Genomic DNA, 25,029 nt, shown 5'->3' with positions numbered 1-25,029 from the left:
GCGCCCTGTTTAGAAATACGTCGCTGGAGCTCCCATGGATTTGCGAAAACTCAAGACCCTTATTGATCTGGTGTCCGAATCGAATGTGTCGGAACTGGAGATCACTGAAGCAGAGGGCAAGGTCCGTATCGTCAAGAGCGAAGGTGTGGTTCACCAATACGTTGCTGCCCCCGTGCAAGCGGCTCCTGTGATGGCTGCTCCCTTGGCTGCCGCTCCCGCTGCCGCCGCTCCCGTGGCGGCCGCAGCCCCTGCTGCTGTAGAAGGTCATGTGGTCAAGTCGCCCATGGTCGGTACCTTCTACCGTGCCTCCAGCCCTGGCGCCAAGGCCTTTGTGGATGTGGGCAGCCAGGTCAAGGAAGGCGAAACCATCTGCATCATCGAAGCCATGAAGATCCTCAACGAGATCGAGGCCGACAAGAGCGGCACCATTGTTCGTGTTCTGGGTGAAAACGGCCAGGCTGTGGAATACGGCCAGCCTCTGTTCGTGATCGAGTGATAGATCATGAGGCGTTGCATGCAGTTCGCATTGCAGCGCCGAGGTGCGCTAGCCACTGGCTGCGCGACTGAGTCATTGGCAGTGGTCTGTGCTGCGGCGCAGGCACCAAGCTGCGAGGAACTTCATGTTTAAGAAAATTTTGGTTGCCAACCGGGGCGAGATTGCCCTGCGCATCCAGCGCGCTTGCCGTGAGCTGGGTATCAAGGCGGTGATGGTGTACTCCGAAGCCGACCGTGATGCCAAGTACGTCAAGCTGGCCGATGAGGCCGTGTGTATTGGTCCGGCTCCTTCTCCGCTGTCCTACCTCAACATGCCGGCCATCATCTCGGCTGCCGAGGTGACCGATGCGGAAGCCATCCACCCCGGTTACGGCTTCCTGTCCGAGAACGCCGACTTTGCCGAGCGCGTGGAAAAGAGCGGCTTCACCTTCATCGGCCCGACGCCCGAAAACATCCGCACCATGGGTGACAAGGTTTCGGCCAAGCAAGCCATGATCAAGGCCGGCGTGCCTTGCGTGCCCGGCTCGGACGGCGAACTGCCCGACGATCCCGCACTCATCAAACGCATTGCAAAGACCATCGGCTACCCCGTGATCATCAAGGCCTCGGGCGGTGGCGGCGGTCGCGGCATGCGTGTGGTGCACACCGAAGCTGCGCTGATCAATGCCGTGCAGATGACCAAGGCCGAAGCTGGCGCTGCTTTTGGCAATCCTGCCGTCTACATGGAAAAGTACCTGCAGAACCCACGTCACGTGGAAATCCAGGTGCTGGCCGATACGCACAAGAGCGCCGTGTATCTGGGCGAGCGTGACTGCTCCATGCAGCGTCGCCACCAGAAGGTGATCGAGGAAGCTCCGGCTCCCGGCATTCCCCGCCGTCTGATCGAGAAGATCGGCGAGCGCTGCGCTGCGGCCTGCAAGAAGATCGGCTATCGCGGTGCGGGTACCTTCGAGTTCCTGTACGAGAACGGCGAGTTCTACTTCATCGAGATGAACACCCGCGTGCAGGTGGAGCACCCCATCACCGAGCTGATCACGGGCATCGACATCGTGCGCACCCAGATCATGATCGCTGCCGGCGAGAAGCTGCCTTTCACCCAGCGCCAGATCGAGTTCAAGGGGCACGCCATCGAGTGCCGTGTGAACGCCGAAGATCCGTACAAGTTCACCCCTTCGCCAGGCCGCATCTCCACGTGGCATGCTCCCGGCGGCCCTGGCGTACGTGTTGACACCCATGTGTACAACAATTACTTCGTGCCGCCCAACTACGACTCCATGATCGGCAAGATCATTACCTATGGCGATACCCGCGAGCAGGCCATGGCCCGCATGCGCACGGCCTTGCTGGAGACCGTGGTGGAAGGCATCAAAACCAATATTCCGCTGCACCAGGATCTGATGGTCGACTCCAAGTTCATGGAAGGCGGCACCAACATCCACTATCTGGAAGAGTGGCTGACGCATCGCACGCCCAGCAAGCGATGAGATCAGGAGCCTTGCTGCTCTGAGTTCCCATGCTGGCCTCTGGCAACGGAGGCCAGCATTTTCGTTTTTCAGGAAAGTGCAACTTGCGCTGTCTCTGTCGGCTCCGGCCTGACATGAGTGACGCGGTTGCTAGAAAGGATGGCCATGTTTGAGCTGAGCCTGCTGTGCCCCGAAGACCGGGTCGAAACCATTAGCGATGCGCTGGATGCCCTCGATGCATTGAGCGTGTCCGTCGAAGATGCCGATGCGCAGACCGAAGCCGAGCAGGCGCTGTTTGGCGAGCCTGGCATGCCCGCACCCAAGGAAGGCTGGAGCCGTAGCCGCGTGATCGCTCTCTACCCCAGCGAGGCTGCGGCCACCGAGGCGCGCGAGCTGCTGCAACTGCAGGACTTCTTCGAAGGCTGCAAGATTTTGGCCGTCAAGCCCGTGCCCGAGCAGGACTGGGTGCGTCTGACGCAGTCGCAGTTCGAGCCTGTGGACATCACGCCCGAGTTCTGGATCGTGCCCACCTGGCATGAATTGCCCGAGCAGGCCAAGGTCAGCATTCGCCTGGACCCCGGTCTGGCTTTCGGCACCGGCACCCATCCCACTACCCGCATGTGCCTGCGCTGGATTGCACGCCAGCCCAAGGAAAACCTGGGACGCACGCTGGACTATGGCTGCGGCTCGGGCATCTTGGCCATCGGTGCAGCCAAGTTCGGCGCGACCGATGTGGATGCGGTGGACATCGATCCCGCCGCCGTGGAGTCGACCAACTACAACAGCAGCGCCAACCATGTGGAGATCAAGGCCGGTCTGCCCGATGCGGCCGACGGCGAGTACCAGACCGTGCTGGCCAATATCCTGGCCACGCCGCTCAAGGTGCTGGCTCCGCTGCTGTGCGGCCGTGTGCAGGCTGGTGGCAATCTGGTGCTGGCCGGCATTCTGGAGCGTCAGGCCGATGAGCTGAAAGAGGCTTATGCGCCCCACCTCAAGCTCGAAGTGGCCGATAGCGAGGACGGCTGGATTCTCATGACCGCCCGGCGCGCGGCCTGATTGCGAGACAGACCCGCCGCCATCAGGTGTGCGGGTGGTTGCTGCCTACAATGACATCTTGATGAGCCAAGTCACCCGTTGCCCTTCCTGTGGAACCCGCTTCAAAGTGGTTGCCGACCAGCTGCGTATCTCGCAGGGCTGGGTGCGCTGCGGGATGTGCCAAAGCGTCTTTGATGCCTCGCAGGATTTGCAGTCCGTGCCCGACGAGCTGCTGCAGCCGGAAGCCGCTGATGTGCCGCAGAAGCCGCCCGTGCCGGAAATACAGCCGACACAGGCTGGCGAACGGGCACCGGCCTGGCCGCAGCAGCAGGATGCCGCAGATTCTGCGCCGGCCGCTCCCGCCTTCGATGCGCACAAGGCTGAGGCCTTGCTGGATTCGGGTTCGGATTCGGTGGACGCTGCGCCGACTGTTGCTCAGGCCGCAGAAGCCGCACCGGCAGCAGAGCCTGCCGATGTGGTTTCCGAACCCGAGCTGTCCGGGTCCATGCCCGGGATGGTGGATGCACAGCCGTCGTTTGTCGATCAGGCGCGTTCTCTGGCTGAAGAGGGTGCAGCGGCGGTCCGGCAAGATCCTCATCCGGATGCAAGGCAGTCCGAAGGCGGGCTGGAAGCTGGTGATATTCCCGCGCCCGCCGAGCCGGCGCTGGAGCCAGAGCTGCGGGCTTTGCCGCCTCCTGGCGAGGCCCTGATGCCCGAGGCGGCGCAGGACGTCGAGGATGAGGCCCGGGTCGAGGCCGTCTCGAAAGAGGCGCTGCTGCACACCGATATCGGCGCTATACAACCTGCCAGGGACCGGGCGCAAGCTGTCACGGATACGGATGAGGCTGCTGCTGCGGCCCTTGCTGGCGATGAGCCGGGCTTTGTGCGCCAGGCCCGTCGCCAGGCCTTCTGGCACTCGGCAGGCATGCGTGTGGCGCTGGTGCTGGGTTCGCTGGCGGCCGTAGCCGGTGTCGTCGGACAGCATGCCTGGCAGCAGCGCGATGTGCTGGCTGCGCAGTATCCGGCGCTGGCTCCCTTGCTGGCCAAGACCTGCGCTCTGGCAGGCTGCGAGCTGCAGGCCCGCCGCGCGATTGCCGATGTGGTGATCAGCGGCTCGGGCTTCAAGCAGCTTGCCGATGCCCATCAGTACCAGTGGAGCCTGACCCTGGAGAATCGCTCCGATGTGCCGGTGGCCATGCCCATGGCCGAGCTGACCTTGACCGATGCACAGGACAGGCCTTTGCTGCGCCGAGTGATCGACCTCAAGCCTCTGGGGGCCCCGCAGCAGCTGCAAGCCCGCCAGGAGTGGAGCGTCAACGTGCCTGTGCAAGTGCAGGATCTTGGCGCTGCCGTGGCGGGTTATCGGGCCCTGGTTTTCTATCCCTAATACGGCTTGCGCGAATTCGGATCAGGCAGGGCGTCTTGTTAATAGAAATGCCCGTTGTACATCCTTGTTGGCGCAAGTCACCCTTCATTCATTTCTGAAAGAGAACGCATCATGGCCGCTTTGATCTGTGGGTCGCTGGCATTCGACAACATCATGACCTTTGAAGGTCGTTTTGCCGACCAGATTCTTCCCGATCAGCTGCACATCCTCAATGTGTCGTTTCTGGTGCCCACGCTGCGCCGCGATTTTGGTGGCTGCGCCGGCAATATTGCCTACAGCCTGAAGCTGCTCGGTGGCGATGCTCATCCCATGGCCATGGTGGGCAGCGACGGTGCGGACTATGTGCAGCGCTTCAAGGATCTGGGTATTGAGACCCGTCATGTGGGTCAGCTGCAGAGCACGCATACGGCGCAGTGCATGATCATGACCGATCGTGACAACAACCAGATCACGGCTTTCCACCCAGGCGCCATGATGCAGGCGCACGAGAACCCCATCACGGCCGACATGGCTGCCGATATCAAGATCGGCATTGTTGCTCCCGATGGCCGTCAAGCCATGATGGAGCACGCCGCCCAGTTCAAGGCTGCAGGCATTCCTTTTGTGTTCGATCCCGGTCAGGGCCTGCCCATGTTCAATGGTGACGAGCTCAAGGCCTTTATCGAGCAGGCCGACTGGGTGGCAGTGAACGACTATGAAGGCAAGATGCTCAGCGAGCGCACAGGCCTGAGCTTTGAGGAGATTTCGCGCAAGGTGCGCGGCCTGGTCGTGACACTGGGCGCCGAAGGCTGCGAAGTCTGGCAGCAGGGTGAAAAGACACTGGTTGCTTCGGTGAAGCCCGCTGCCGTGGTCGATCCCACAGGTTGCGGCGATGCCTGGCGTGGTGCGTTCCTGTTTGGTCTGGAGCGTGGTTGGGATCTGCTGCGTTGCGCCGAACTGGGAAACCGCATGGGGGCGCTCAAGGTGGCGCATCGCGGCCCGCAGAACTATCAGCTGGACTTCCAGCCCTGATGGGGTGTCAGTGCCTTGAGGGCACTGATATCGGCACTAATATCAGGCATGTAAAAAAGCCCGACTCTCGCAAGAGAGTTCGGGCTTTTTTATGGCGTGCAGGTCAGCGAACCGATCAGGGCTTGTTACCTGTGGGGAAGGGCCAGGCGGCTTGAGGTGCCAGGCGGGTCTGTGCCACGGGTGCGGTGGTTTCGGTGACGGCGGCAGGTGCAGGTGCAGGTGCGGCAGCTTTCTTGGGGGCAGCCTTCTTGGGTGCAGCCTTTGCAGGAGCAGCGGTCTTTGCAGGAGCAGCAGCGGCCTTGGCAGGAGCAGCGGCCTTGGCAGCAGTTGCAGCCTTCTTGGGTGCAGCGGCCTTGGCAGCAGTTGCGGCCTTCTTGGGAGCGGCGGCCTTGGCAGCAGTTGCAGCCTTCTTGGGTGCAGCGGCCTTGGCAGCAGTTGCAGCCTTCTTGGGAGCGGCGGCCTTGGCAGCAGTTGCAGCCTTCTTGGGGGCGGCGGCCTTGGCAGTAGTTGCAGCCTTCTTGGGTGCAGCAGCCTTGGCAGCAGCAGTTGCAGCCTTCTTGGGTGCGGCGGCCTTGGCAGCAGTTGCAGCCTTCTTGGGTGCAGCAGCCTTGGCAGTCGTTGCAGCCTTCTTGGGAGCAGCAGCCTTGGCAGCAGTTGCAGCTTTCTTAGTTGCAGCCTTTGCAGGAGCAGCGGCCTTGGCAGCAGTTGCAGCCTTCTTGGGTGCAGCCTTTGCAGGAGCAGCGGCCTTGGCAGCGGTTGCAGCCTTCTTGGGTGCAGCCTTTGCAGGAGCAGCAGCCTTGGCAGCGGTTGCAGCCTTCTTGGGTGCAGCCTTTGCAGGAGCAGCAGCCTTGGCAGCAGTTGCAGCCTTCTTGGGTGCAGCCTTTGCAGGAGCAGCGGCCTTGGGGGCGGCAGTCTTGGTTGCAGCTGTTTTCTTCACAGCTTCAGCCTTGGGCGCGGCCGCCTTCTTGGCAGGGGTCTTTTTTTCGGTTGTGGCCTTGGCGGCCGTCTTCTTCGCAGTTGCCATCATTTTCTCCTTCGTTGATTTGCATAAGACGTCCGGCTCTTTGCAGTGCCGGACGATTCAAAGCGATGTGGAGTTACGCATCGCTAGGAACACAAATTTGCTTCACGCCAAAAATCTCAGTTTTTTGTAGCAATGAAGTGAAGCAAGTCATGACTCGCATTGTGCCTGCTTAGAAGCAATTAATCCCAAGAAAGTGCGCCTCCGGTCTGATACTCGATCACTCGTGTCTCAAAGAAGTTACGTTCTTTCTTCAAATCGATCATTTCGCTCATCCAGGGGAAGGGATTTTCTTCACCGGGGAACAGTTCCTCCAGACCGATCTGCGTGGCGCGACGGTTGGCGATGTAGCGCAGATAGCCCTTGAACATGGATGCATTCATGCCCAGCACACCGCGTGGCATGGTGTCCTCGGCATAGCGATATTCGAGCTCCACAGCCTTCTGGAACAGCTCCGTGATTTCCTGCTTGAATTCGGCCGTCCACAGATGCGGGTTCTCGAGCTTGAGCTGGTTGATCAGATCGATGCCGAAGTTGCAGTGCATGGACTCGTCGCGCAGGATGTACTGGTACTGCTCGGCAGCGCCTGTCATCTTGTTCTGGCGGCCCAGGGCCAGGATCTGCGTGAAGCCCACGTAGAAGAACAGGCCTTCCATCAGGCAGGCAAAAACGATCAGCGACTTCAGCAGAGTCTGGTCGGTTTCGGGCGTGCCGGTGTTGAAGTTGGGGTCCATGATCGCTTCGATGAAGGGGATCAGGAACTCGTCCTTGTCGCGGATGGATTGGACTTCGTTGTAGGCGTTGAAGATTTCCGATTCATCCAGGCCCAGCGATTCAACGATGTACTGGTAGGCGTGAGTGTGGATGGCTTCTTCGAAGGCCTGGCGCAGCAGGAACTGGCGGCACTCGGGCGCCGTGATGTGGCGGTAGGTGCCCAGCACGATGTTGTTGGCGGCCAGCGAGTCGGCCGTCACAAAGAAGCCCAGATTGCGTTTGACGATGCGACGCTCGTCTTCGGTCAGACCGTTGGGGTCCTTCCACAGCGCGATGTCGCGCGTCATGTTCACTTCCTGCGGCATCCAGTGGTTGGCGCAGGTGGCCAGATACTTTTCCCAGGCCCACTTGTACTTGAAGGGAACCAGCTGGTTCACGTCGGTCTTGGCGTTGATGATGCGCTTGTCGGCGGCATTCACGCGCTTGTGGGTGCTGGTGGACGCGCCGGATTCTGCGCTGGTGGCGGAAGAGGCAAAGGTGTCGTCGTCAAAGCTCAGCATACTTATTCCTTGAAGGGCAAAAGCTGGGTGCAGTGCAATCGACATCCAGCTTCTCAATCATTTATTGGTGGAGTGGCGCCACTCAAATACTGGCGCACTCTAAAGCGAGAGACACCGAGGAAGCGCCGCCGCGCACCGAGGGTGTCGTCCCCCTCCCGCGAAGCGAGAGAGGGGGAAGGCGCGGGCCGCTGAGGCAAAGCGCCTCAGGGGGTGTTGCCAATTACTGGCAGGCCTCGCAGCCCGGATCGTCAATCGCACAGAACTTGATGTCCGTGGCGGGTGCCTGGGCACGGGCTGCGGCAGCAGCGGCTTCCAGTGCGCTGAGCGCAGGCTTGGCAGCAGGTGCCTCCGAAGCGGCAGGAGCGCCGGAGGACACTGCGTTCAGCACGCGGCTTTGCACGGTGGACTTTTCGATATTGGTCGCGCTGGTGGTGCGCAGGTAGTAGGTAGTCTTCAGACCGCGCAGCCAGGCCAGCATGTAGGTGTCGTGCAGCTTCTTGCCCGATGCACCGGCCATGTAGATGTTCAGGCTCTGGGCCTGGTCGATCCACTTCTGGCGGCGCGAGGCGGCTTCCACCAGCCATTCGGGCGAGACTTCAAACGCGGTGGCGTAGAGGTTCTTGATCTCTTGCGGCACGCGGTCGATGGCGCGCAGCGAGCCGTCGAAATGCTTGAGGTCCATGACCATCACGTCGTCCCACAGGCCCAGGCGCTTGAGGTCGCGCACCAGGTACTGGTTGATGACGGTGAATTCGCCAGACAGGTTGGACTTCACGGACAGGTTGCCGAACGAAGGCTCGATCGAGGCATCCACACCCACGATGTTGGAGATGGTGGCGGTGGGGGCAATGGCCACGCAGTTGGAGTTGCGCATGCCGTCCTGGGCGATCTTGGCGCGCAGGGCATCCCAGTCCAGCTTGGCCGAACGGTCCACTTCCACATAGCCGCCACGGGCCTTTTCCAGCAGCTTCAGGGTGTCGGGAGGCAGGATGCCCTGATCCCACAGCGAGCCCTTGAAGGTGGAGTAGGTGCCGCGTTCCTTGGACAGCTCGGTCGATGCCCAGTAAGCGTAGTAGCAGATGGCTTCCATGGCTTCGTCGGCGAACTCGACGGCGCCCTGGCTGGCGTAGGCGGTGCGCATTTCATACAGCGCATCCTGGAAACCCATCAGGCCCATGCCCACGGGGCGGTGGCGCAGATTGGAGTCCTTGGCCTTTTGCACGGCGTAGTAGTTGATGTCGATCACGTTGTCCAGCATGCGCATGGCCGTGTTCACGGTCTTGCGCAGCTTGTCGTGGTCGATCTTGCCGTCCTTGATGTGCTGGACCAGGTTCACCGAGCCCAGGTTGCAGACCGCGGTTTCGGTGTCGCTGGTGTTGAGCGTGATCTCGGTGCACAGGTTGGACGAGTGCACCACACCCACGTGCTGCTGGGGCGAGCGGATGTTGCAGGGGTCCTTGAAGGTGATCCAGGGATGGCCGGTCTCGAACAGCATCGAGAGCATCTTGCGCCACAGATCCACGGCCGGCACGCGCTTGAACAGCTTGAGCTCGCCGCTGTCGGTCTTGGCTTCATAGGCGGTATAGGCCTTCTCGAAGGCTTCGCCGTACAGGTCGTGCAGATCGGGAGCGTCGGCGGGCGAGAACAGGGTCCACTGGCCTGCTTCCATCACGCGCTTCATGAACAGGTCGGGAATCCAGTTCGCCGTGTTCATGTCGTGGGTGCGGCGGCGATCGTCGCCGGTGTTCTTGCGCAGCTCCAGGAATTCTTCGATGTCCAGGTGCCAGGTTTCCAGATAGGTGCAGACCGCGCCCTTGCGCTTGCCGCCCTGGTTCACGGCGACGGCGGTGTCGTTGACCACCTTGAGGAAGGGAACCACGCCTTGCGATTCGCCGTTGGTGCCCTTGATGCGCGAGCCCAGGGCACGCACACGAGTCCAGTCATTGCCCAGGCCGCCGGCAAACTTGGACAGCAGAGCATTTTCCTTGATGGATTCGTAGATGCCGTCCAGGTCGTCGGGCACGGTGGTCAGGTAGCAGGACGACAGCTGCGAGCGCAGCGTGCCGCTGTTGAACAGCGTGGGAGTGGACGACATGAAGTCAAAGGACGACAGCAGCTCGTAGAACTCGATGGCACGGGCGTTGCGGTCGGGCTCGTTCAGCGCCAGGCCCATGGCCACGCGCATGAAGAAGGACTGGGGCAGCTCGATGCGGCTCTTGCGCACGTGCAGGAAGTAGCGGTCGTACAGGGTCTGCAGACCCAGGTAGTCGAACTGCTCGTCGCGCTCGGCCTTCAGAGCCTTGGCCAGACGGGGCAGGTCGTAGTTCAGCAGCTCGGGGTTGAGCAGCTCGTTGTCCACGCCTTTTTGCACAAAGCCGGGGAAGTAGTCGGCATAGGCGGCCTGCATTTCCGTGGGCTGTACGTCGCAGCCCATGACTTCGCGCACGATGGTGTGCAGCAGCAGGCGGGCGGTGACGTAGGTGTAGTCGGGGTCTTTTTCGATCAGCGTACGGGCGGCCAGGATGGATGCCTTGTAGACCTCGGCCAGGGGCACGCCGTCATACAGATTGCGCAGGGTCTCGGCCACGATGGGCGCGGACTGGATGTCGGCATTCAGATGGCGGCAGGAAGCGACGATCAGAGCCTCCAGGCGCTCCTGGTCCAGCGGCACGCGCTGGCCGTTGTCGGTCACATGCAGCACGGGCTTGGCGGTGGCAGCTGCGGCCACTTCGGCGACCTTCTTCTGCTCGGCACGCTCCTGGTTGCGGCGCTCGCGATACAGCACATAGGCGCGGGCCACGTCCTGGTGACCGGCGCGCATCAGGCCCAGTTCGACCTGGTCCTGCACATCTTCGATATGGAAGGTGCCGCCATCGGGGCGCGAGCGCACCAGTGCGCGCACCACGCCGTCGGTGAGTTCGTTGACGGTGTCGCGCACGCTGGCGGAAGCCGCGCCTTGCGCGCCGCGCACGGCCAGGAAAGCCTTGGTCAGGGCCACGGCAATCTTCTGGGGCGCGAAAGCCACCACATCGCCGCTGCGGCGGATGATCTGATAGCTGTCATTGGGGGAGGAAGAATTGGCTGCACCGGCAGGTGCGGCAGAAGGCAGTGAGTTCAACGCTTCTTGCATAAGTTCCTCTGAGTCAGTATGTGGATAGGCAGACAAAGGCCTGCACTGCTGGCAGGCCATCAAAAACACGATTCGGCGCCTCGGTTTACACATGGTTTGCACAGGGTGTGCACAACTTGTAAACACTAGATATGGGGTCTGGGGCGCTTCAAAACACTACCGGTAGTGTATCGCGCTTAAATCCGAGCGACCTGATGAAACTACCGAATCTGGCATTTCGAGCGCCGCTTGACAGCCGCAAAAATGACTTCATCCCGCATGAATAAAGGCCTGTGGCGCGGTTGCGCGCGGCGGCAGATCGGGCTGGAAATATGTAAAAAATTTGCGTGTTTGATGCAGGCGACAGTTGTTGCGCGCGCGCCATTGACATGCCGTTTCGAAGCCCTGCAACGATGGATGCTTGGGATTCTCAAAATGAGGAGCGCATAGCGCCTTCCAGTAAAAGATTTCAGCTACGAATGTGTATGAAATCGAGTGCTGAAAGGCGGTAGGTGCTATGAAGATTTCAGGCTGCGCCTGAGGCTGAAGGACTGGTGGGGAATTGCCAGCTGCGCGTGCCGTCCGTGCTGCCCAGCTGCTGCTGCAGCCGCTGCCAGTCAAAGCCCGGGCCGGGGTCCTGCTTGCGCCCGGGCGCGACGTGCTCGTGTCCGGCGATGTAGTGCACGGGATAGTGCGCCGCGATGGCGATGCAAAGCTGCTGCAGGGCCTGGTACTGCGCAGCTTCAAAGCTCAGGCCTTCCAGGCCTTCGAGTTCGATGCCGATGGAGTCGTCGTTGCAGCGCTCGCGCCCGCGCCACTGGCTCACGCCGGCATGCCAGGCGCGGTCGTCGCAGCTGACGAACTGCCAGATCTCGCCATGACGCGTGATAAAGAAATGTGACGAGACTTCGAGGCCGCGAATGCCCTGGTAATAAGGATGGGCGTCCCAGTCCAGCTGGTTGGTGAACAACTGCTGCACCGCGCCTGTGCCGTACTGGCCCGGAGGCAGGCTGATGGAGTGGATGATGACGAGGTCGATCTGCGCGTCCCCGGGGCGAGGGCCGAAATTGGGAGATCTCAGCTGGCGCGCCGCACCATACCAGCCGGCCTGCCAAGGCTGCTGTGGCAGCGGCAAGGATGAGAAATGAGGTGTGGGGTCAGACATTGTCGCTCTGGTGTTTGCTGCCTTCGGCCGGCAGGTCTATGCCCAGACGGTCGATGCGGTAGCGAATCTGGCGCAGGCTGATGCCAAGTCTGGCCGCCGTGGCTGTGCGGTTGAAGCCGTTGTCCTGAAGGGCTCTGACCAAAATGCTGCGCTCCTGCTCATCAAGCCAGCCTTGCAGATCCTCCGGCAGCGTGGCCGGACTGCCTGCGTGCCGAGCTTGCGGCTGCGGCGCGCTCGATGCCCCAGCGTCCGAGAAGGCGTCTGCCGCCGCCCCAGCGTCCTCGGTCGGCACGCCGGATTCGGGCAGACGCAGCGGGCCTTCCTCGCCCAGTGCAATGGCGCGGTGCAGCACGTTCTCCAGCTCGCGCACATTGCCTGGCAGCGGAAGCCTGGCGATCTGGCTGATGCTGATATTGTCCAGCTCCGGCGTGGGCAGTCCGGACTCGCGGGCCAGCTTTTGCAGCAAAGCCTGGCATAGCTGGCCCAGGTCTTCACGGCGCTCGCGCAGCGCGGGCAGCTCGATTTCGATGACATTGAGACGGTAGAACAGGTCCTGGCGGAAATTGCCTGCCTGCACTTGCGCTCCCAGATCGCGGTGGGTGGCACTGACGATGCGCACATCGACGGCTTCTTCCTGGGTGCTGCCCAGCGGACGAATCTTGCGCTCCTGAATGGCGCGCAGCAGCTTGGCCTGCATGGCCAGGGGCAGGTCGCCGATTTCATCGAGAAACAAGGTGCCGCCCTGTGCGGCCTGGAAGTAGCCGGGCCTGTCCTGCGTGGCACCGGTGTAGGAGCCCTTGCGCGCGCCGAAGAACTCGGCTTCGAGCAGGTTTTCCGGGATGGCACCGCAGTTGACCGAGACCATGGGACCGTCGGCCCGCTGGCTGCAGCCGTGCAGGGCGCATGCCACCAGTTCCTTGCCCGTGCCCGATTCACCCTGGATCAGCACGGGAGCCATGCCTTTGGCGACCTTGGCAATGCGCTGTTTGACCAGTTGCATGGCCTGAGACTGGCCAACCAGAGCCTCCAGGGCGCCAGGTTGCGTTCCCGCCCCTGTGCCGCTGGCGGCCGAGCTGCCGCTGGTTGGCGGGTTGCCGGGCTTGGGCACAGCGCCAATGCCTTGCACGGCCGATGCCACGACCTGGCGGAACTGGCGCAGGTCCACGGGCTTGGTCAGATAGTCGAACGCCCCCGCGCGCAGGGCCTCGACGGCGTTTTCGGCAGAGCCGTAGGCCGTCATGACGATGCAGCGCTCGCTGCGTGACTGGTCGCGTAGCAGCTGCAGCAGCTCCATGCCGATCCCGTCGGGCAGGCGCATATCGGTAATCAAGACATCGAAGTTGCGGCCTTGCAACTGAGCCATGCCTTCCTGGACCGAGCCCGCAGTTTCCACGCGGTAGCCTTCCCGCAGCAGAGTCAGCTCGTAGAGCGTGCGCAGATCCGGTTCATCATCGACCACGAGAATGCTGGCCGCTGCGGATGAGTGAGGCGAGGAGGTCACTGGGCTTACACCATGATCGAGTCAAACAGGGAGTGGCTTGCGAGGGATGAAGGGCCGCTGCGCAGAGTCACGATAAAGGCGTTGCCGTTCACATCGCCTTGCGGTGTGTTGCGAGCCAGGCGTTGATAGCTGATGGAGGCATCGTAGCGCTGGCACAGCTCGCGGCATATATAGAGTCCGAGGCCGCTGGAGCGGCTTTGAGAGGAGAAGAACGGCTCAAACAGATGGCGTTCGACGCTGGACTCCAGCGGTGCTCCATCACTCCAGACCATGAACCAGCAGGTGTCGTCCTGCGGTGCGAGACCCTGGATCTGACCGTTCAAGGGCCCGTAGCCGCTGATCAGCTGCAGGCCCGCTTCATTGCCGGCATGGCTGCGGTGGCGCTGGGCATTGTCCAGCAAGTTGATCAGCACGCGGCGCAGATGTTCTTCATCGAACAGGATATGGCGGGCCGTTGCATTGAGCCGCAGCAGAAGCTGGCGCGGCGGGGCAGCCTGTATGCGCCATTCATGGCTGATCTGGGCCAGCAGGGTGTCCAGCGGCAGCGACTGGCCCTGATGGGTTTCTGCGCCCTGCTGCACGCGTGCCAGGTTGAGGATTTCTTCGGCGATGCGGGCCAGACGGTCGGCGTTCTGCCCCACGATGCGGCATAGCTGTTGCGGGCCGGGCTGGCTCGCCAGGTCTTCGGCCAGCAGCGCATTGGCCTGGGTGATGGCAGCGAGCGGGTTGCGTATTTCATGCGCTACGGCAGCCGACATGCGGCCCATGGAGGCCAGCTTTTCGGTGCGCAGCTGCGCTTCCATCTCGCGCAGGTCGTGAAGAAACATGACGCAAAGCGAGTGGCTGGCTTGCGCCTGCGGACCCTCGTCCAGATAGGGTGCCGAAACCTCGGTGATGCGTGTGCGCACATGCATGCCGGTGGCACCGTGTCGTTCATTGGCCTGCAGGTGAATCGTGGCGGACAGCGGGCGGGCATGGGCAAAGCTCGCTTGTGTGGAATGCGCCAGTGGCTCCCACCAGCTATGGGCCTGCAGGGAAAAAGGCTGGGGATGATCTATGGGCAGGCCCAGCAGCTGCAATGCGGCCGGGTTGGCCTGCAGAACCTGCAAGCTCGAGTCGACCACCAGCACGCCATCTGAGAAGTGGTTGATCACCAGGCTGTTGACCTGCTCCTGGGTCTGGGTGCGCAAGCGGTTGAACAGGGCCTGGGAACGCTCGCGTCGGACACGCTTGGCCAGCTCGTGCGTGAGATAGGCCACGCAGAAATAGCCGGCGCAGGAAAAAGCCGTCTGGTAGTAAGACTGGGCGTCGTCGTTGAGCCCGCCGTGGTATTGCCAGAAGGTGTAGGCCAGCGTCAGCAGCGTGATGCAGGCCGTGGTGCCAAAGGCCAGCATCAGTCCGCCCAGCGCCGAGGAGATCAGGACGGGAATGGCCAGCAGCGCGGTGTAGTTGAGCGAGCTGACCTGAAAGATCTGCAGCAAAAGGATCGCTGCAATGTCGACGCCGATCACTGGCAGCCATTGCAGGGCTGCGCGAGGCGCTGGCAAGTGGCGTCCGGCAGCCAGGCGCAGCACGATGGTCAGCGTCAGATAGGTGAAGCAGATCAGCCAGGCCAGGGGGGAGCCGATGTTCTGCAGCTGCAGATTCAGCGTCTGCAGCAAGACCAGGGCCAGCGCCAGCAGCACGCGGCCGCTGAGGAAGGCCTGCCACAGACGCACAAACGGGGCATTGAGGCTGGCGTCCGCGCGCCGGCTGATGGCTTCATCGAGCGGGATGGCAGTGTGCTGCCAGGGCGAGGCGGAGTTCACCATGCGGTCAGTGGCGCTCAGTGTCTTGCTGGGCCAGGCGGCGGTGTTCTGCACTGCAGAAGATCTTGCCCGAGGCGTCGTTGACGGCATCAGCCTGCGGCAAGTGAAGGCCGCAGTGAGCGCAAGCTACCATGGACTGTAGGCGCTTGGGGGGGCTGGCAGGCCTGGTCTGCTCGGCCACTTCAGCGCGACGTTTGCCGCGCCAGATGCCGACAGCCACCACCACGACCAGCAGGACCAGCAAGTACTTCATGCTGCGCGCTCCAGCAGCACTTCAATCACAAAGCGCGAGCCGACATAGGCCAGCAGCAAGAAGATGGCGCCGATATAAAGAACACGCACGGCGCTTTGGCCGCGCCAGCCGAATCGCTTGCGGCCGAACAGCAGCACGGCAAATGCCAGCCAGGACAGCAGGGAGAAAATGGATTTGTGATTCCACACCCATGCCTTGCCATAGAGCTGCTCGCCAAACAGCCAGCCAGCGGCCAGTGTGGCGGTCAGCAGCACAAAGCCCGCTCCGACAAAACGGAAGGTCAGCCGCTCCAGCGTCAGCAGCGGCAGTCCGCTGTCATGGTCGCCGCCCTGGCGCATCTGCCGCTCGGCATGGCTCATCAGCGCGCCATGAACGACGGCTGCGGCAAACAGGCCGTAGGAGGCAATACCCAGAGCCAGATGCAGCGGCAGCCAGGGCGAGGCGTTGACGTGCAGCGGTGTGCCGGGGAACACCACCGCCAGAAGCACGGCCACGCTTCCCAGGATGGACAGCGGCCAGCGCGAGCGCAGCTGCGGGTAGAGCTGCTGCTCCACCACATAGACGGTCAGCACCAGCCAGGCAGTGATCGACAGGGCGGGAGCAAAGCCGAAGTGCGGCAGCTCGCCAAGCAAACCCCAGCCCAGCAGCAGGGCATGCAGTGCCCAGGCCAGGCGCAGGCAGCGACGGGCACCGGCTTCTTGCAGGTGCTGGGTGGCAAGTGCAGGAATGGCGTAGGCAATGGCCGCTGCCATGGCCAGGATCCAGCCAATGGGGCCAGCTGCAGTGAGCGGTTGGGAGAGCATGCTTTCTATGATAGTGCCGCCGGCCCCTACTCTTCTTTTGCAAGCCGCTGCCGTCCGTCAATTTTGCGCATAAAGCGCTGCCTGAGCCCGGTCATGAGCGCGGGTTTGCGTGTTTGCAGAGCAGATCGTCGACTTTGAGCCCGGTCTTCAAGAATTTTCTCCGGCCGGGCGATGTCTCCAGCCTTGCCGCCCAGCCGGCAGCAGGCCCGTCTTGCGCCAGGAGCAAGGACTGGCAGGAGAGCTTGATTCAGGTCCATTCAGGACCTGCCTGGTCTCTTTTTCGGGGGGCTGTGGAGCAAAGCGCAGCGACGTGGCACGCCTGAGGCAGATCACGGACAAGCCTGCGGGGCATCGTCAATCAAGGGCAGCGGGTAAAATGCCTGTTCATGCAGCCTCGCCTCGCCTGAGCTGGGTCCTCAAGCTGCCCGGATAGTCGTGCTGCTCGCTCGCGCACGACTCCCGTCCATCCATAACTTTCGAATGCTTTTTGCTTATGGCCTCCGCACTCACCGATAAACTCTCGCGCCTTGTCAAAGAGATGCGCGGCCAGGCCCGCATCACCGAGTCCAATGTGCAGGACATGCTGCGCGAAGTGCGCATGGCCTTGCTGGAGGCCGACGTGGCTCTGCCCGTGGTGCGCGACTTCATTGCCCGCGTCAAGGAAAAGGCGCTGGGCCAGGAAGTCATCAGCTCGTTGCAGCCCGGCCAGGTGCTGGTGTCCATCGTCAACAAGGAGTTGGCGGCGACCATGGGCGAGGGCGTGGCCGACATCAACCTCAATGCCCAGCCTCCCGCCGTCATTTTGATGGCCGGTCTGCAAGGCGCCGGCAAGACCACCACCACGGCCAAGCTGGCCAAGCATCTGATCGAAAAGCGCAAGAAAAAGGTGCTCACGGTCTCGGGTGACGTGTATCGCCCTGCGGCCATCGAGCAGCTCAAGACCGTGACGGCCCAGGCTGGCGCCGAGTGGTTTCCCTCCACTCCCGACCAGAAGCCCCACGATATCGCCGTGGCCGCGATTGATTACGCCAAAAGGCATTTCTTCGATGTGCTGCTGGTGGATACGGCCGGCCGTCTGGCCATCGACGAGCTGCTGATGGCCGAAATCAAGGATTTGCACGCCACGCTCAAGCCCGTCGAAACCCTGTTCGTGGTCGATGCCATGCAGGGCCAGGATGCGGTCAACACCGCCAAGGCCTTCAAGGAAGCGCTGCCGCTGACCGGTATCGTTCTGACCAAGCTCGACGGCGATTCGCGCGGCGGTGCGGCGCTGTCGGTGCGCCAGATCACGGGCGCTCCCATCAAGTTTGCCGGTGTCTCGGAAAAGATCGACGGACTGGAAGTCTTCGATGCCGACCGCCACGCACAGCGCGTGCTGGGCATGGGCGACATCGTGGCCCTGGTCGAGCAGGTCACCAAGGGCGTGGACATGGAAGCCGCGCAGAAGATGGCAGAGAAGCTCAAGAGCGGCGACGGCTTCGACCTCAACGACTTTCTGGCCCAGCTGCAGCAGATGAAGCAGATGGGCGGTCTCTCGAACCTGATGGACAAGCTGCCCGCCGAGCTGGCGGGCAAGGCCGGTCAGGTCGATATGGACAAGGCCGAGCGCGAGATCAAGCGCAAGGAAGGCATCATCTGCTCCATGACGCTCAAGGAGCGCAAAAAGCCTGAAATCATCAAGGCCACGCGCAAGAAGCGCATTGCCGACGGCGCCGGCGTCCAGGTTCAGGAGGTCAACCGCCTGCTCAAGGAGTTCGAGCAGATGCAGACCATGATGAAGAAGTTCAAGGGCGGCGGTCTGATGAAGATGATGAAGAAGATGGGCGGCATGAAGGGTATGAAGGGCATGATGGGCGGCGGCGGCATGCCCAAGCTGCCGTTCTGATAGCTCCCCCTGAGCGGCTTTGCCTAGGCGGCTCCGCCGCTTCCCCCTCTCTCTACGCGCTGCGCGCTATGGGAGGAGGACGACAGCCTCGCTGCGCGGCGGCGCGGCCGGCATAGGCGCTTGCTCGCTGTCCCTGAGTTGGGGTGTGCTTGGTTTGAGATCAGCGATCTATAAAAAGTGAGCTGCTTGCGCTTGTTGTTTATGGGTTTGGATGAGAAATGCATCTGAATCTAAGGAATGACAAGCGAGAGCAGCTCACTTTTTTGTAAAGAAGCACGCCAATTCCGGGCAATTGCTGGATGTGCAGGCGGCTTTCTGAGAACATGCCTTTCCATGAAGCTACAAGACAGGACTTTCGTGGAGGCGGGTCAGCGGCAACCTCTGCCTCAATGTCTGGAGCGCCGCAGCGCGCTGATGCTTGCGGGCTCGCTGCTGGCGGTGCTGGCAGGGTGCTCCACCACCAAAGACAAGCCCCGGCCTGCTGCGCAAGGCGGGTCCTCCGTGCGTCCGGCCAATGCCCTGAGCCTGGATGCAGAGCTGCGCGAGTCACTGCTGGCGCGCACCATGCTGGTGGTCAACACGCCTTACACCTATGGCGGCAACTCGCCTGAAGGCGGTTTTGACTGCAGCGGTCTGATTCAGTGGGCCGTGGGCGGCATCACGGAAACCCGTCTGCCCCGCACTACATCGCAATGGGCGCAGGCCAGCAACCCGGTCGGCGGACGTGATCTGATGCGCGGCGACTTCGTGTTCTTCAACACTCTGGGCGGGCGCTATTCCCATATGGGAATTTTTGTGGGCAACGGACAGTTCGTGCATGCGCCGTCCAGCGGCGGAACGGTGCAGCGGGTACGCATGGACAATGTGTACTTCGCCAAGCGATTCACGGAAGCCCGCAGCATCTTTGCCTGAACGCCTGCGATGCGGATGAAAAAAGGGACTGCCTGGCAGTCCCTCGGTTTTTGCGGGTTCTCGCACTTATGCCGCAGGCGCGGAGGCGGGCTTTGCCTCATCGCCGGTCAGCGGCAGATTCCAGCTCATCGCATGCCAGGGGTGCTGCTCCTGCGTCACCCATTGTGCCACTTCTTCGGAAGTGAAGGCCTTGCCCAGCACATCGCTGCGGCCTTGTGCCAGCCATTGCGCGCGGCCCTGGGCATAGGCCTGGCCGAAAGCAAGCCAGCTGTCAAAACATTGCTGGGCGCGCTGGGCGTTGAGCTCAAGGATATCCCAATGCAGGGCTTCGTCCGTCCATTCCAACAGTCTGGCGCTGCGCACAAAAAAGGTCACGCGCGCGCAGGCAAACGCCATCGCGGCGCGCACGTCGTCGCTGCGCTGCAGGCGCTGCAGATCCAGCATGAACCAGCGCTGGCGCAGTGCATCGGGCAGTTGCAGGCGCACCTGTTCGTCGCTGAGGTCGGTGCGCAGGCCAAGGTGGTGCAAGATCATGGGGCGCAGCTGCCTGGCCAGCGCTTCGTCAGCGCCATGCAGATCGCTGGCAAAGCCGCCTTGCATGGCGTGGTAGGCCATCGGGTGGGCCAGCGCCAGGGCCCAGTTGCGCTCCTGGCTGCCCGCCTGGTAGCTGATGATGTCGCCGCGTTGCTTGGCCTCCTTGAGGCGCTTGAAGCCGCCGCGCAGCACCCAGTAGATCAGGGCAGCGATGAGCAAAAGGATCGTCCAGATGCTCATGTGCGCACTCCTGGGCGGCCGGGGCGCTTTCTGGCCATCAGCAAGGTCTGTTTCAGTGCGGCGGATTTGGGCATGCGTTCAATGACTTCGCTGTCCAGCGAATCCTTGCGTGCCGCCACCATCCACTGCATCAGTGGTGACTGCAGATTGAGCCGGGGCAGCAGGTCGGGGTGCTGCTGCATCAGCCACAGTTGCTCGTCGTCGGTCTGCAGCTCCTGCACCGAGCACCAGGGTGCCAGCCCCGGATGGGCCTTCAGCAGCTCGGGCGGGCGGCGCACAATGCCCATGGACAGAGCGTCTTCGGGTACCTCGTCGTTGAGCGGCAGATGGTTGAGCAGGGTCACCACATCGGGCGTATAGCGTGCAATCGGCGGCCGGTTCTGCTTGCCCTTGATCTGCTCGATCTGAAGCTTGCCGTCCTTTTGAACATAGGCATTGACGGTGATGCGGGGCTGGGCCGTGCCCGTGCGGTAGCTGAACAGCCGCATGCGCCCCGATTCGAGACCCTCGGCGTAATGTTCTCCATAGCCGCCGCTGAAGGACTTGCGGTTGGCAAACTGGCCCACGCAGTGGCCCATCATCTGGCTTTCATAGGCCATTTCCTGGCGCATCTGCGCACTTGTGGCGTCAAACTCCACAAACGTGCCGTGCTGGCCACGCAGCAGCCCGTGCACGGCGCTTTGGCTGTGCTCAACCCGGCCGCTGTTCTGTTTTTTCTCGAAAGCCAGATGCTCCAGCGTCCAGCGCGCCAGCGCCTGTGGGCAGTTCACGCGCTGAAGCTTGCCTTCCAGAGAGGTGCCCTTGCGGGTGGAGAGAAACTCCACCAGCCGCGTCTCCAGCGCCAGCAGGGCGGCGCTGTCGGGCAGCACCCACCAGAGGTCGGGCAGCTCGAAGCCGGCCTGCTTGCGCGCCAGCCGCTCCAGCGCCCAGGCCGGCGGCTCCTGGCGGCCGGCCAGCTCCTGCAACTGCCGGGCGTCGGCAATGCGCAGCACGGCAGGCTCGTCGGCCTGCAGATTGCCCACCACATGGCGGTAGAAATGGTTGCCCAGCCAGGCGGCGACATCGGCAGCGTCACCGCGCTCTGCGCTGCGCTCTTTGATGCGCTGCTTGATGGCTGGGGCGTTGACGACATCGCGCGCCTTGTAGGCACTGGCGGCAGCGGCTTTTTCAACGACCTGATTCACCAGAATTTCCACCACGGTTTGCGACCCGATGCCGCAGCGCCGGTCTGGGCGTCGCGCTCGGCCAGCTTGCGCTCGGCGCGCTCTATGCCGGACTGCGACATGCGCCGCTCGTCCTCGTCGTCGTCCTTGTCCAGATAGCTGTTGGCCTGCTTGTGCAGTGCCACGGATTCCTCCAGCAGCTCGGGGTAGGCTTCCAGCGCACAGGCCAGACGGCGCAGCGGATAGCAGTCCTGCAGCGCAATGACTTCTTGCTGATGCGTGCGCAGGCGCGGCAGCACCAGCTCGGGGCGTGTGCTGGAGAAAAAGTCCAGCATGGACATCAGCGACGCCAGGTAGTTGCGGCGCACGTCGCGCTGTTCGTCTTCATCCAGGTCGTGGAACCATTGGTCCAGACGCTCCATCCAGATGCTGATCTCGTCATCGCGGTTGAGCTTGTAGAGCGACATGGCGACGGTGGAGAAGTAACGCGTGGGTTCATGGCGGCTGTAGCCATGCTCCTGGACAAAATGCCACAGGCGCTCGGCCTCGACCACGGTCTGCTCATCGTCGTCCTTGCCCACGGCGCACCACAGCAGGCCGTTGTGATGCTCGGCAAACGGGCTGCTGCCCAGTCCCTTGTGGTGCAGCTCGGCGGCCTCGTCGTAGCGGTCCATGAAGCGGTACTTGATGGCCAGGTTGTTGCAGAGCATGGAGTACACATGCAGGTCGCCATCCTTGAAGCGGCCCTGGCCAGTCGCCCAGAAATGCTCGAAGCGGGCAAGACCTTCCTCGTAGTAGCGCACGACCAGAGGCTCGCGCACCTCCTGCGCAGGCACTTTCTTCTTGCCGCCCATCAGCGGAGCCAGATCGTCTGCATCGTCCAGGACCACGCCGGCGGCGTAGCACCAGTGCGCGCCATGGCCCTGGGGGAAGGGCCGAGCCAGCGCTTCTTCCAGCGGCAGCGCGGCAAAGCGGGCAGCCCAGAGCGCGGGCAGCTTGTCGCTGTCGGCCATCTCGGGGTGCTGGCCCACGCCGATTTCCAGCAGCGGCAGAGCCTGCTCCATCTGGCGCTTGCGTGCCAGACGCAGGCCGTCGAGCAAGGCCAGCACCGGATGCGCCGGCTGGGCTGCGCGCACCATGCTCAGATAGAAATCCGCCGGGTGCAGCGGCCTCTCTTCTTGCGCAAGCAGCTGGCGCATGTCCTCGTCGGTTTGACCAATGGCCAGAACCAGGGCCCAGGTGATGGCGTTTTCCGGGTCGTTGCTGAACTGCTTGTTGGCCAGCTCGAAGGCGGCTACGGCCGAGACGGGACGAGCGTGGAGCACGCTTTGCAGCGCCAGATCGGCGGCTTGCTTCAGGTGCCCGGCCTGCTCCAGCCAGCCCAGCCAGGAAGCGGTGAAGGGGTCGCCCGAGTCATCCGTCAGTCCGAAGTGTCCCTGAGGCGCTAGTTGAATGGCTGCCTCCAGCTGACCGGCCTGAGCGCAGGCCTGGGCCTGCAGCCGCACGATCTTGACCTGGCGATGCGCCTTGACGGCTTGCGAGGGCGGGGGATTTTCCAGGGCGGCCAATTGCTGCTCGCAGGCCATGAGCAAGGCGGGCAGGCTTTGCGGGGCCAGCGGCAGCACATGATCGGCCAGCGTCATCCAGCGGTCAAAGTCCACCTGCTGGTCGGGCGCAGCATCGCGCAGGAGATTGATGGCGTTCTGCACCAGGCTGGCGGCCTCGCTGGCGTGGCCGCTTTTCTGGGCCATTTCCGCCTTGCGAACGCAGACGATGGCATCGAGGTAGGCCGCATCTTCGGCCAGATCGGGGTTGCGACGCTCCTGGGCGCGTTGCAGCTCAAGGCCCGTGGCCGCAGCTTCCCAGGCCTGGAGCTGCGAGGCCATCCAGTGCCAGCCATGCCAGTAGTTGTCGCTGTCCACATCTTCGGGCAGCCGGGCAATGGCCTGTGCCGCCGAACCCAGCAAGGCTTGCGCGGAGGGCTGGTCAAAGCCCATGCGGCTCTGGATGTCGCTCAGGCTCAGGCGCAGCGCGGCTTCTGCGGGGCTCAGTTCGTCGGCCGCGGCCAGGGCGGCGCCGCGATGCTGCTGCAGCAGCTTGTTGGCCGCTTCGGGCTGATCGAGGTAGAGCCAGAAGTCGTGAATGCGCTCGAGCTCCTGCACGGTGGCTGGGGCAAAGTTCTGCTGCCCCATCAATTCCACCGCAGCGGCGATGCGGTCCTGACGGCTGATGCTGCCGGGCTTGTCGTCGTTGTAGTCGTTCAGCAGCTCATGGGCTTGATCCAGCAAGGCGTAGATGGCATCGCCCTGCAGTGCGGCAGTTTGGTTCATGGTGTCCAGAGTTCAATCCGAGGCAGCTTGGCCCCAATAGGCCATCATCCTAGCGGCGGATTGAAGAGGCGTGTGCCATCCGGCAGGGCATCACCATTTGTTACAGAATTTATAACCAGTCATGAAAAAAGCCTGCCTTGGCATTGCAGGCAGGCTTTTGGTGGATGAGGCCAGGGACTGTCGGGCTGTCAATCCTTGAGCAGGACTTCGCCGCGCAAGGTGTAAGCCTTGGCTTCGGTAATCTTCACATCCACCATCTGCCCAATCAAACGCTCGTTGCCGGGGAAGTTGACCACGCGGTTGCAATAGGTGCGGCCCATCAGCTCGCTGCCGTCGCGCTTGCTCACGCCTTCGACCAGCAGGCGTTGCACCGTGCCGACACGCTCTTCGCTGATCTCCTTGATGTGGGTGTTGATCACGGCTTGCAGCTCCTGCAGGCGGCGCAGCTTGACTTCGTGCGGCGTGTCGTCGTGCAGATTGGCTGCAGGCGTGCCGGGGCGGGGGCTGAAGATGAAGCTGAAGGAGTTGTCGAAGCGCACATCGTGGATGAGCTTCATCATCTTCTGGAAGTCTTCCTCGGTCTCGCCGGGGAAGCCCACGATGAAGTCGCTGCTCATGGCCAGATCGGGACGGATGGCGCGCAGCTTGCGGATGGTGCTCTTGTATTCCATGGCCGTGTAGCCGCGCTTCATGGCCATGAGGATCTTGTCGCTGCCATGTTGCACGGGCAGATGCAGATGGCTGACCAGTTGCGGAATCTTGGCGTAGGCCTCGATCAGGCGCGGCGTGAACTCGTTGGGATGGCTGGTGGTGTAGCGGATGCGTTCGAGGCCGGGAATCTCGGCCACATATTCCAGCAGCAGCGCGAAGTCGGCCATCTCGCTGCTGTCGCCCATCTTGCCCAGGTAGGCATTGACGTTCTGGCCCAGCAGCGTGATTTCCTTGACGCCCTGCTCGGCCAGGCCCGCGACTTCCACCAGCACGTCCTCGAACGGGCGGCTGACTTCCTCGCCGCGCGTATAGGGCACGACGCAGTAGCTGCAATATTTGGAGCAGCCCTCCATGATGGAGACAAAGGCCGAAGCGCCTTCCACGCGTGCCGGCGGCAGGTGGTCGAACTTCTCGATTTCGGGAAAGGAGATATCGACCTGGGGCTTGGCCTTGGCCGCACGCTGATTGAGCAGCTCGGGCAGGCGGTGCAGGGTCTGGGGGCCGAAGACCACATCGACAAACGGCGCGCGCTTGATGATCTCGGCACCCTCCTGGCTGGCCACGCAGCCGCCCACGCCGATCAGCACGCCTTTTTCCTTGAGGTGGCGGATGCGGCCCAGATCGCTGAATACTTTTTCCTGGGCCTTCTCGCGCACCGAGCAGGTGTTGAACAGGATCAGGTCGGCCTCGTCCACGTTCTGCGTGGGCTCGTAACCCTGGGCCGCGCCCAGCACATCGGCCATCTTGTCCGAGTCGTACTCGTTCATCTGGCAGCCAAAGGTTTTGATAAAGACTTTCTTGCTCATGGGGCGCTCTTGTCAGGTGTTGTCGGGTGCGGGGCTTGCAGAGTTCGCAAGCACAAAGTGATAGCGGCTAGCGCTTGCTATCACTTGATTTGGATATGAAAACAGTTTGAAAAGCTTGCGGAA

At 62.5% G+C, this 25,029-nt stretch carries 20 protein-coding genes; 7 read left to right on the top strand and 13 right to left on the bottom strand.

Annotated features, from left to right (window positions below; all coding sequences use genetic code 11):
* The first annotated feature begins 34 nt into the window (after positions 1–34).
* From accB to AC1RTQ_RS02010, 5 genes are all read left to right on the top strand, one after another.
* Positions 35–496 (top strand): acetyl-CoA carboxylase biotin carboxyl carrier protein, encoded by a 462-nt coding sequence (accB, locus tag AC1RTQ_RS02030; RefSeq protein WP_302089098.1) that lies wholly within the window; start codon positions 35–37, stop codon positions 494–496.
* A 124-nt stretch (positions 497–620) separates the two neighbouring features.
* Positions 621–1,979 (top strand): acetyl-CoA carboxylase biotin carboxylase subunit, encoded by a 1,359-nt coding sequence (gene accC, locus AC1RTQ_RS02025; RefSeq protein ID WP_304349216.1) that lies wholly within the window; start codon positions 621–623, stop codon positions 1,977–1,979.
* Positions 1,980–2,123: 144 nt separating this feature from the next.
* Entirely contained in the window at positions 2,124–3,014 is an 891-nt protein-coding gene (prmA, locus tag AC1RTQ_RS02020) for a 50S ribosomal protein L11 methyltransferase (RefSeq protein WP_302089100.1), read from the top strand.
* A 61-nt stretch (positions 3,015–3,075) separates the two neighbouring features.
* The gene (locus AC1RTQ_RS02015) at positions 3,076–4,380 is read left to right on the top strand and encodes a zinc-ribbon and DUF3426 domain-containing protein (protein ID WP_492873971.1); all 1,305 of its coding nucleotides are present in this window, start codon (positions 3,076–3,078) and stop codon (positions 4,378–4,380) included.
* A 111-nt stretch (positions 4,381–4,491) separates the two neighbouring features.
* A complete protein-coding gene (locus tag AC1RTQ_RS02010) occupies positions 4,492–5,391 on the top strand; it encodes a carbohydrate kinase family protein (protein WP_492873970.1) in 900 nt (299 codons plus the stop codon).
* A 115-nt stretch (positions 5,392–5,506) separates the two neighbouring features.
* On the opposite strand, the gene AC1RTQ_RS02005 is transcribed toward AC1RTQ_RS02010, so the two are convergent.
* The 9 genes from AC1RTQ_RS02005 to AC1RTQ_RS01965 all read right to left on the bottom strand — a co-directional run bounded on the left by AC1RTQ_RS02005 (position 5,507) and on the right by AC1RTQ_RS01965 (position 16,582).
* Positions 5,507–6,415, bottom strand: coding sequence for a hypothetical protein (locus tag AC1RTQ_RS02005; RefSeq protein ID WP_492873968.1), 909 nt, complete (start codon positions 6,413–6,415; stop codon positions 5,507–5,509).
* Positions 6,416–6,594: 179 nt separating this feature from the next.
* Positions 6,595–7,686 carry a ribonucleotide-diphosphate reductase subunit beta gene (locus tag AC1RTQ_RS02000; RefSeq protein ID WP_492873966.1) on the bottom strand — a complete coding sequence of 364 codons (1,092 nt, stop codon included), beginning with the start codon at positions 7,684–7,686 and terminating at the stop codon, positions 6,595–6,597.
* Between the two features lie 220 nt (positions 7,687–7,906).
* On the bottom strand, positions 7,907–10,816 hold the full coding sequence (locus AC1RTQ_RS01995) for a ribonucleoside-diphosphate reductase subunit alpha (protein ID WP_492873965.1): 2,910 nt from the start codon (positions 10,814–10,816) through the stop codon (positions 7,907–7,909).
* A gap of 505 nt (positions 10,817–11,321) precedes the next feature.
* Positions 11,322–11,960, bottom strand: a complete 639-nt coding sequence (gene ampD, locus AC1RTQ_RS01990; protein ID WP_492873963.1) for a 1,6-anhydro-N-acetylmuramyl-L-alanine amidase AmpD — start codon at positions 11,958–11,960, stop codon at positions 11,322–11,324.
* The gene (locus tag AC1RTQ_RS01985) at positions 11,953–13,419 is read right to left on the bottom strand and encodes a sigma-54-dependent transcriptional regulator (protein ID WP_492874512.1); all 1,467 of its coding nucleotides are present in this window, start codon (positions 13,417–13,419) and stop codon (positions 11,953–11,955) included. Before AC1RTQ_RS01985 ends, ampD begins: the two co-directional genes overlap by 8 nt.
* Before the next feature lie 47 nt (positions 13,420–13,466).
* Complete coding sequence (locus AC1RTQ_RS01980; RefSeq protein ID WP_492874511.1) at positions 13,467–15,272, bottom strand: sensor histidine kinase; 1,806 nt, start codon at positions 15,270–15,272, stop codon at positions 13,467–13,469.
* 4 nt (positions 15,273–15,276) lie between these two features.
* Positions 15,277–15,522 carry a PP0621 family protein gene (locus AC1RTQ_RS01975; RefSeq protein ID WP_492873961.1) on the bottom strand — a complete coding sequence of 82 codons (246 nt, stop codon included), beginning with the start codon at positions 15,520–15,522 and terminating at the stop codon, positions 15,277–15,279.
* Positions 15,519–16,325, bottom strand: coding sequence for a cytochrome C assembly family protein (locus AC1RTQ_RS01970; protein WP_003075234.1), 807 nt, complete (start codon positions 16,323–16,325; stop codon positions 15,519–15,521). The genes AC1RTQ_RS01975 and AC1RTQ_RS01970 overlap by 4 nt, the downstream gene beginning before the upstream one ends.
* Before the next feature lie 26 nt (positions 16,326–16,351).
* Entirely contained in the window at positions 16,352–16,582 is a 231-nt protein-coding gene (locus tag AC1RTQ_RS01965; protein ID WP_492873959.1) for a hypothetical protein, read from the bottom strand.
* A gap of 236 nt (positions 16,583–16,818) precedes the next feature.
* Here AC1RTQ_RS01965 and ffh point away from each other — a divergent pair, with 236 nt between their 5' ends.
* Positions 16,819–18,210, top strand: coding sequence for a signal recognition particle protein (ffh, locus tag AC1RTQ_RS01960; RefSeq protein ID WP_302089107.1), 1,392 nt, complete (start codon positions 16,819–16,821; stop codon positions 18,208–18,210).
* 333 nt (positions 18,211–18,543) lie between these two features.
* Positions 18,544–19,122, top strand: coding sequence for a C40 family peptidase (locus AC1RTQ_RS01955; protein ID WP_302089108.1), 579 nt, complete (start codon positions 18,544–18,546; stop codon positions 19,120–19,122).
* A 66-nt stretch (positions 19,123–19,188) separates the two neighbouring features.
* Here AC1RTQ_RS01955 and AC1RTQ_RS01950 read toward each other — a convergent pair whose 3' ends face one another.
* From AC1RTQ_RS01950 to miaB, 4 genes are all read right to left on the bottom strand, one after another.
* Positions 19,189–19,896: a DUF1266 domain-containing protein gene (locus AC1RTQ_RS01950; RefSeq protein WP_302089109.1), complete on the bottom strand. Its 708-nt coding sequence runs from the start codon at positions 19,894–19,896 to the stop codon at positions 19,189–19,191.
* A complete protein-coding gene (locus AC1RTQ_RS01945) occupies positions 19,893–21,095 on the bottom strand; it encodes a hypothetical protein (protein WP_492873957.1) in 1,203 nt (400 codons plus the stop codon). The genes AC1RTQ_RS01950 and AC1RTQ_RS01945 overlap by 4 nt, the downstream gene beginning before the upstream one ends.
* Positions 21,077–23,389: a hypothetical protein gene (locus tag AC1RTQ_RS01940; RefSeq protein WP_492873956.1), complete on the bottom strand. Its 2,313-nt coding sequence runs from the start codon at positions 23,387–23,389 to the stop codon at positions 21,077–21,079. The genes AC1RTQ_RS01945 and AC1RTQ_RS01940 overlap by 19 nt, the downstream gene beginning before the upstream one ends.
* A gap of 188 nt (positions 23,390–23,577) precedes the next feature.
* Entirely contained in the window at positions 23,578–24,906 is a 1,329-nt protein-coding gene (gene miaB / locus AC1RTQ_RS01935; RefSeq protein WP_302089112.1) for a tRNA (N6-isopentenyl adenosine(37)-C2)-methylthiotransferase MiaB, read from the bottom strand.
* Between the last annotated feature and the right edge of the window lie 123 nt (positions 24,907–25,029).

The organism is Comamonas sp. GW821-FHT11H03, assembly GCF_058807955.1.
Note: the sequence above shows the minus strand (reverse complement) of the source record. Positions and strands in the feature narration are given on the sequence as shown.

What these genes read in the sequence shown, in the direction of transcription:
- AC1RTQ_RS02010 (WP_492873970.1), top strand. Translation starts at nt 4,492, where the DNA reads ATGGCCGCTTTGATCTGTGGGTCGCTGGCATTCGACAACATCATGACC.
- ffh (WP_302089107.1), top strand. Translation starts at nt 16,819, where the DNA reads ATGGCCTCCGCACTCACCGATAAACTCTCGCGCCTTGTCAAAGAGATG.
- AC1RTQ_RS01955 (WP_302089108.1), top strand. Translation starts at nt 18,544, where the DNA reads ATGAAGCTACAAGACAGGACTTTCGTGGAGGCGGGTCAGCGGCAACCT.
- miaB (WP_302089112.1), bottom strand. Translation starts at nt 24,906, where the DNA reads ATGAGCAAGAAAGTCTTTATCAAAACCTTTGGCTGCCAGATGAACGAG.
- AC1RTQ_RS01940 (WP_492873956.1), bottom strand. Translation starts at nt 23,389, where the DNA reads ATGAACCAAACTGCCGCACTGCAGGGCGATGCCATCTACGCCTTGCTG.
- AC1RTQ_RS01950 (WP_302089109.1), bottom strand. Translation starts at nt 19,896, where the DNA reads ATGAGCATCTGGACGATCCTTTTGCTCATCGCTGCCCTGATCTACTGG.
- accB (WP_302089098.1), top strand. Translation starts at nt 35, where the DNA reads ATGGATTTGCGAAAACTCAAGACCCTTATTGATCTGGTGTCCGAATCG.
- ampD (WP_492873963.1), bottom strand. Translation starts at nt 11,960, where the DNA reads ATGTCTGACCCCACACCTCATTTCTCATCCTTGCCGCTGCCACAGCAG.
- AC1RTQ_RS01970 (WP_003075234.1), bottom strand. Translation starts at nt 16,325, where the DNA reads ATGCTCTCCCAACCGCTCACTGCAGCTGGCCCCATTGGCTGGATCCTG.
- AC1RTQ_RS01965 (WP_492873959.1), bottom strand. Translation starts at nt 16,582, where the DNA reads ATGGACCTGAATCAAGCTCTCCTGCCAGTCCTTGCTCCTGGCGCAAGA.
- AC1RTQ_RS01975 (WP_492873961.1), bottom strand. Translation starts at nt 15,522, where the DNA reads ATGAAGTACTTGCTGGTCCTGCTGGTCGTGGTGGTGGCTGTCGGCATC.
- prmA (WP_302089100.1), top strand. Translation starts at nt 2,124, where the DNA reads ATGTTTGAGCTGAGCCTGCTGTGCCCCGAAGACCGGGTCGAAACCATT.
- AC1RTQ_RS01995 (WP_492873965.1), bottom strand. Translation starts at nt 10,816, where the DNA reads ATGCAAGAAGCGTTGAACTCACTGCCTTCTGCCGCACCTGCCGGTGCA.
- accC (WP_304349216.1), top strand. Translation starts at nt 621, where the DNA reads ATGTTTAAGAAAATTTTGGTTGCCAACCGGGGCGAGATTGCCCTGCGC.
- AC1RTQ_RS02015 (WP_492873971.1), top strand. Translation starts at nt 3,076, where the DNA reads ATGAGCCAAGTCACCCGTTGCCCTTCCTGTGGAACCCGCTTCAAAGTG.
- AC1RTQ_RS01980 (WP_492874511.1), bottom strand. Translation starts at nt 15,272, where the DNA reads ATGGTGAACTCCGCCTCGCCCTGGCAGCACACTGCCATCCCGCTCGAT.
- AC1RTQ_RS02005 (WP_492873968.1), bottom strand. Translation starts at nt 6,415, where the DNA reads ATGGCAACTGCGAAGAAGACGGCCGCCAAGGCCACAACCGAAAAAAAG.
- AC1RTQ_RS02000 (WP_492873966.1), bottom strand. Translation starts at nt 7,686, where the DNA reads ATGCTGAGCTTTGACGACGACACCTTTGCCTCTTCCGCCACCAGCGCA.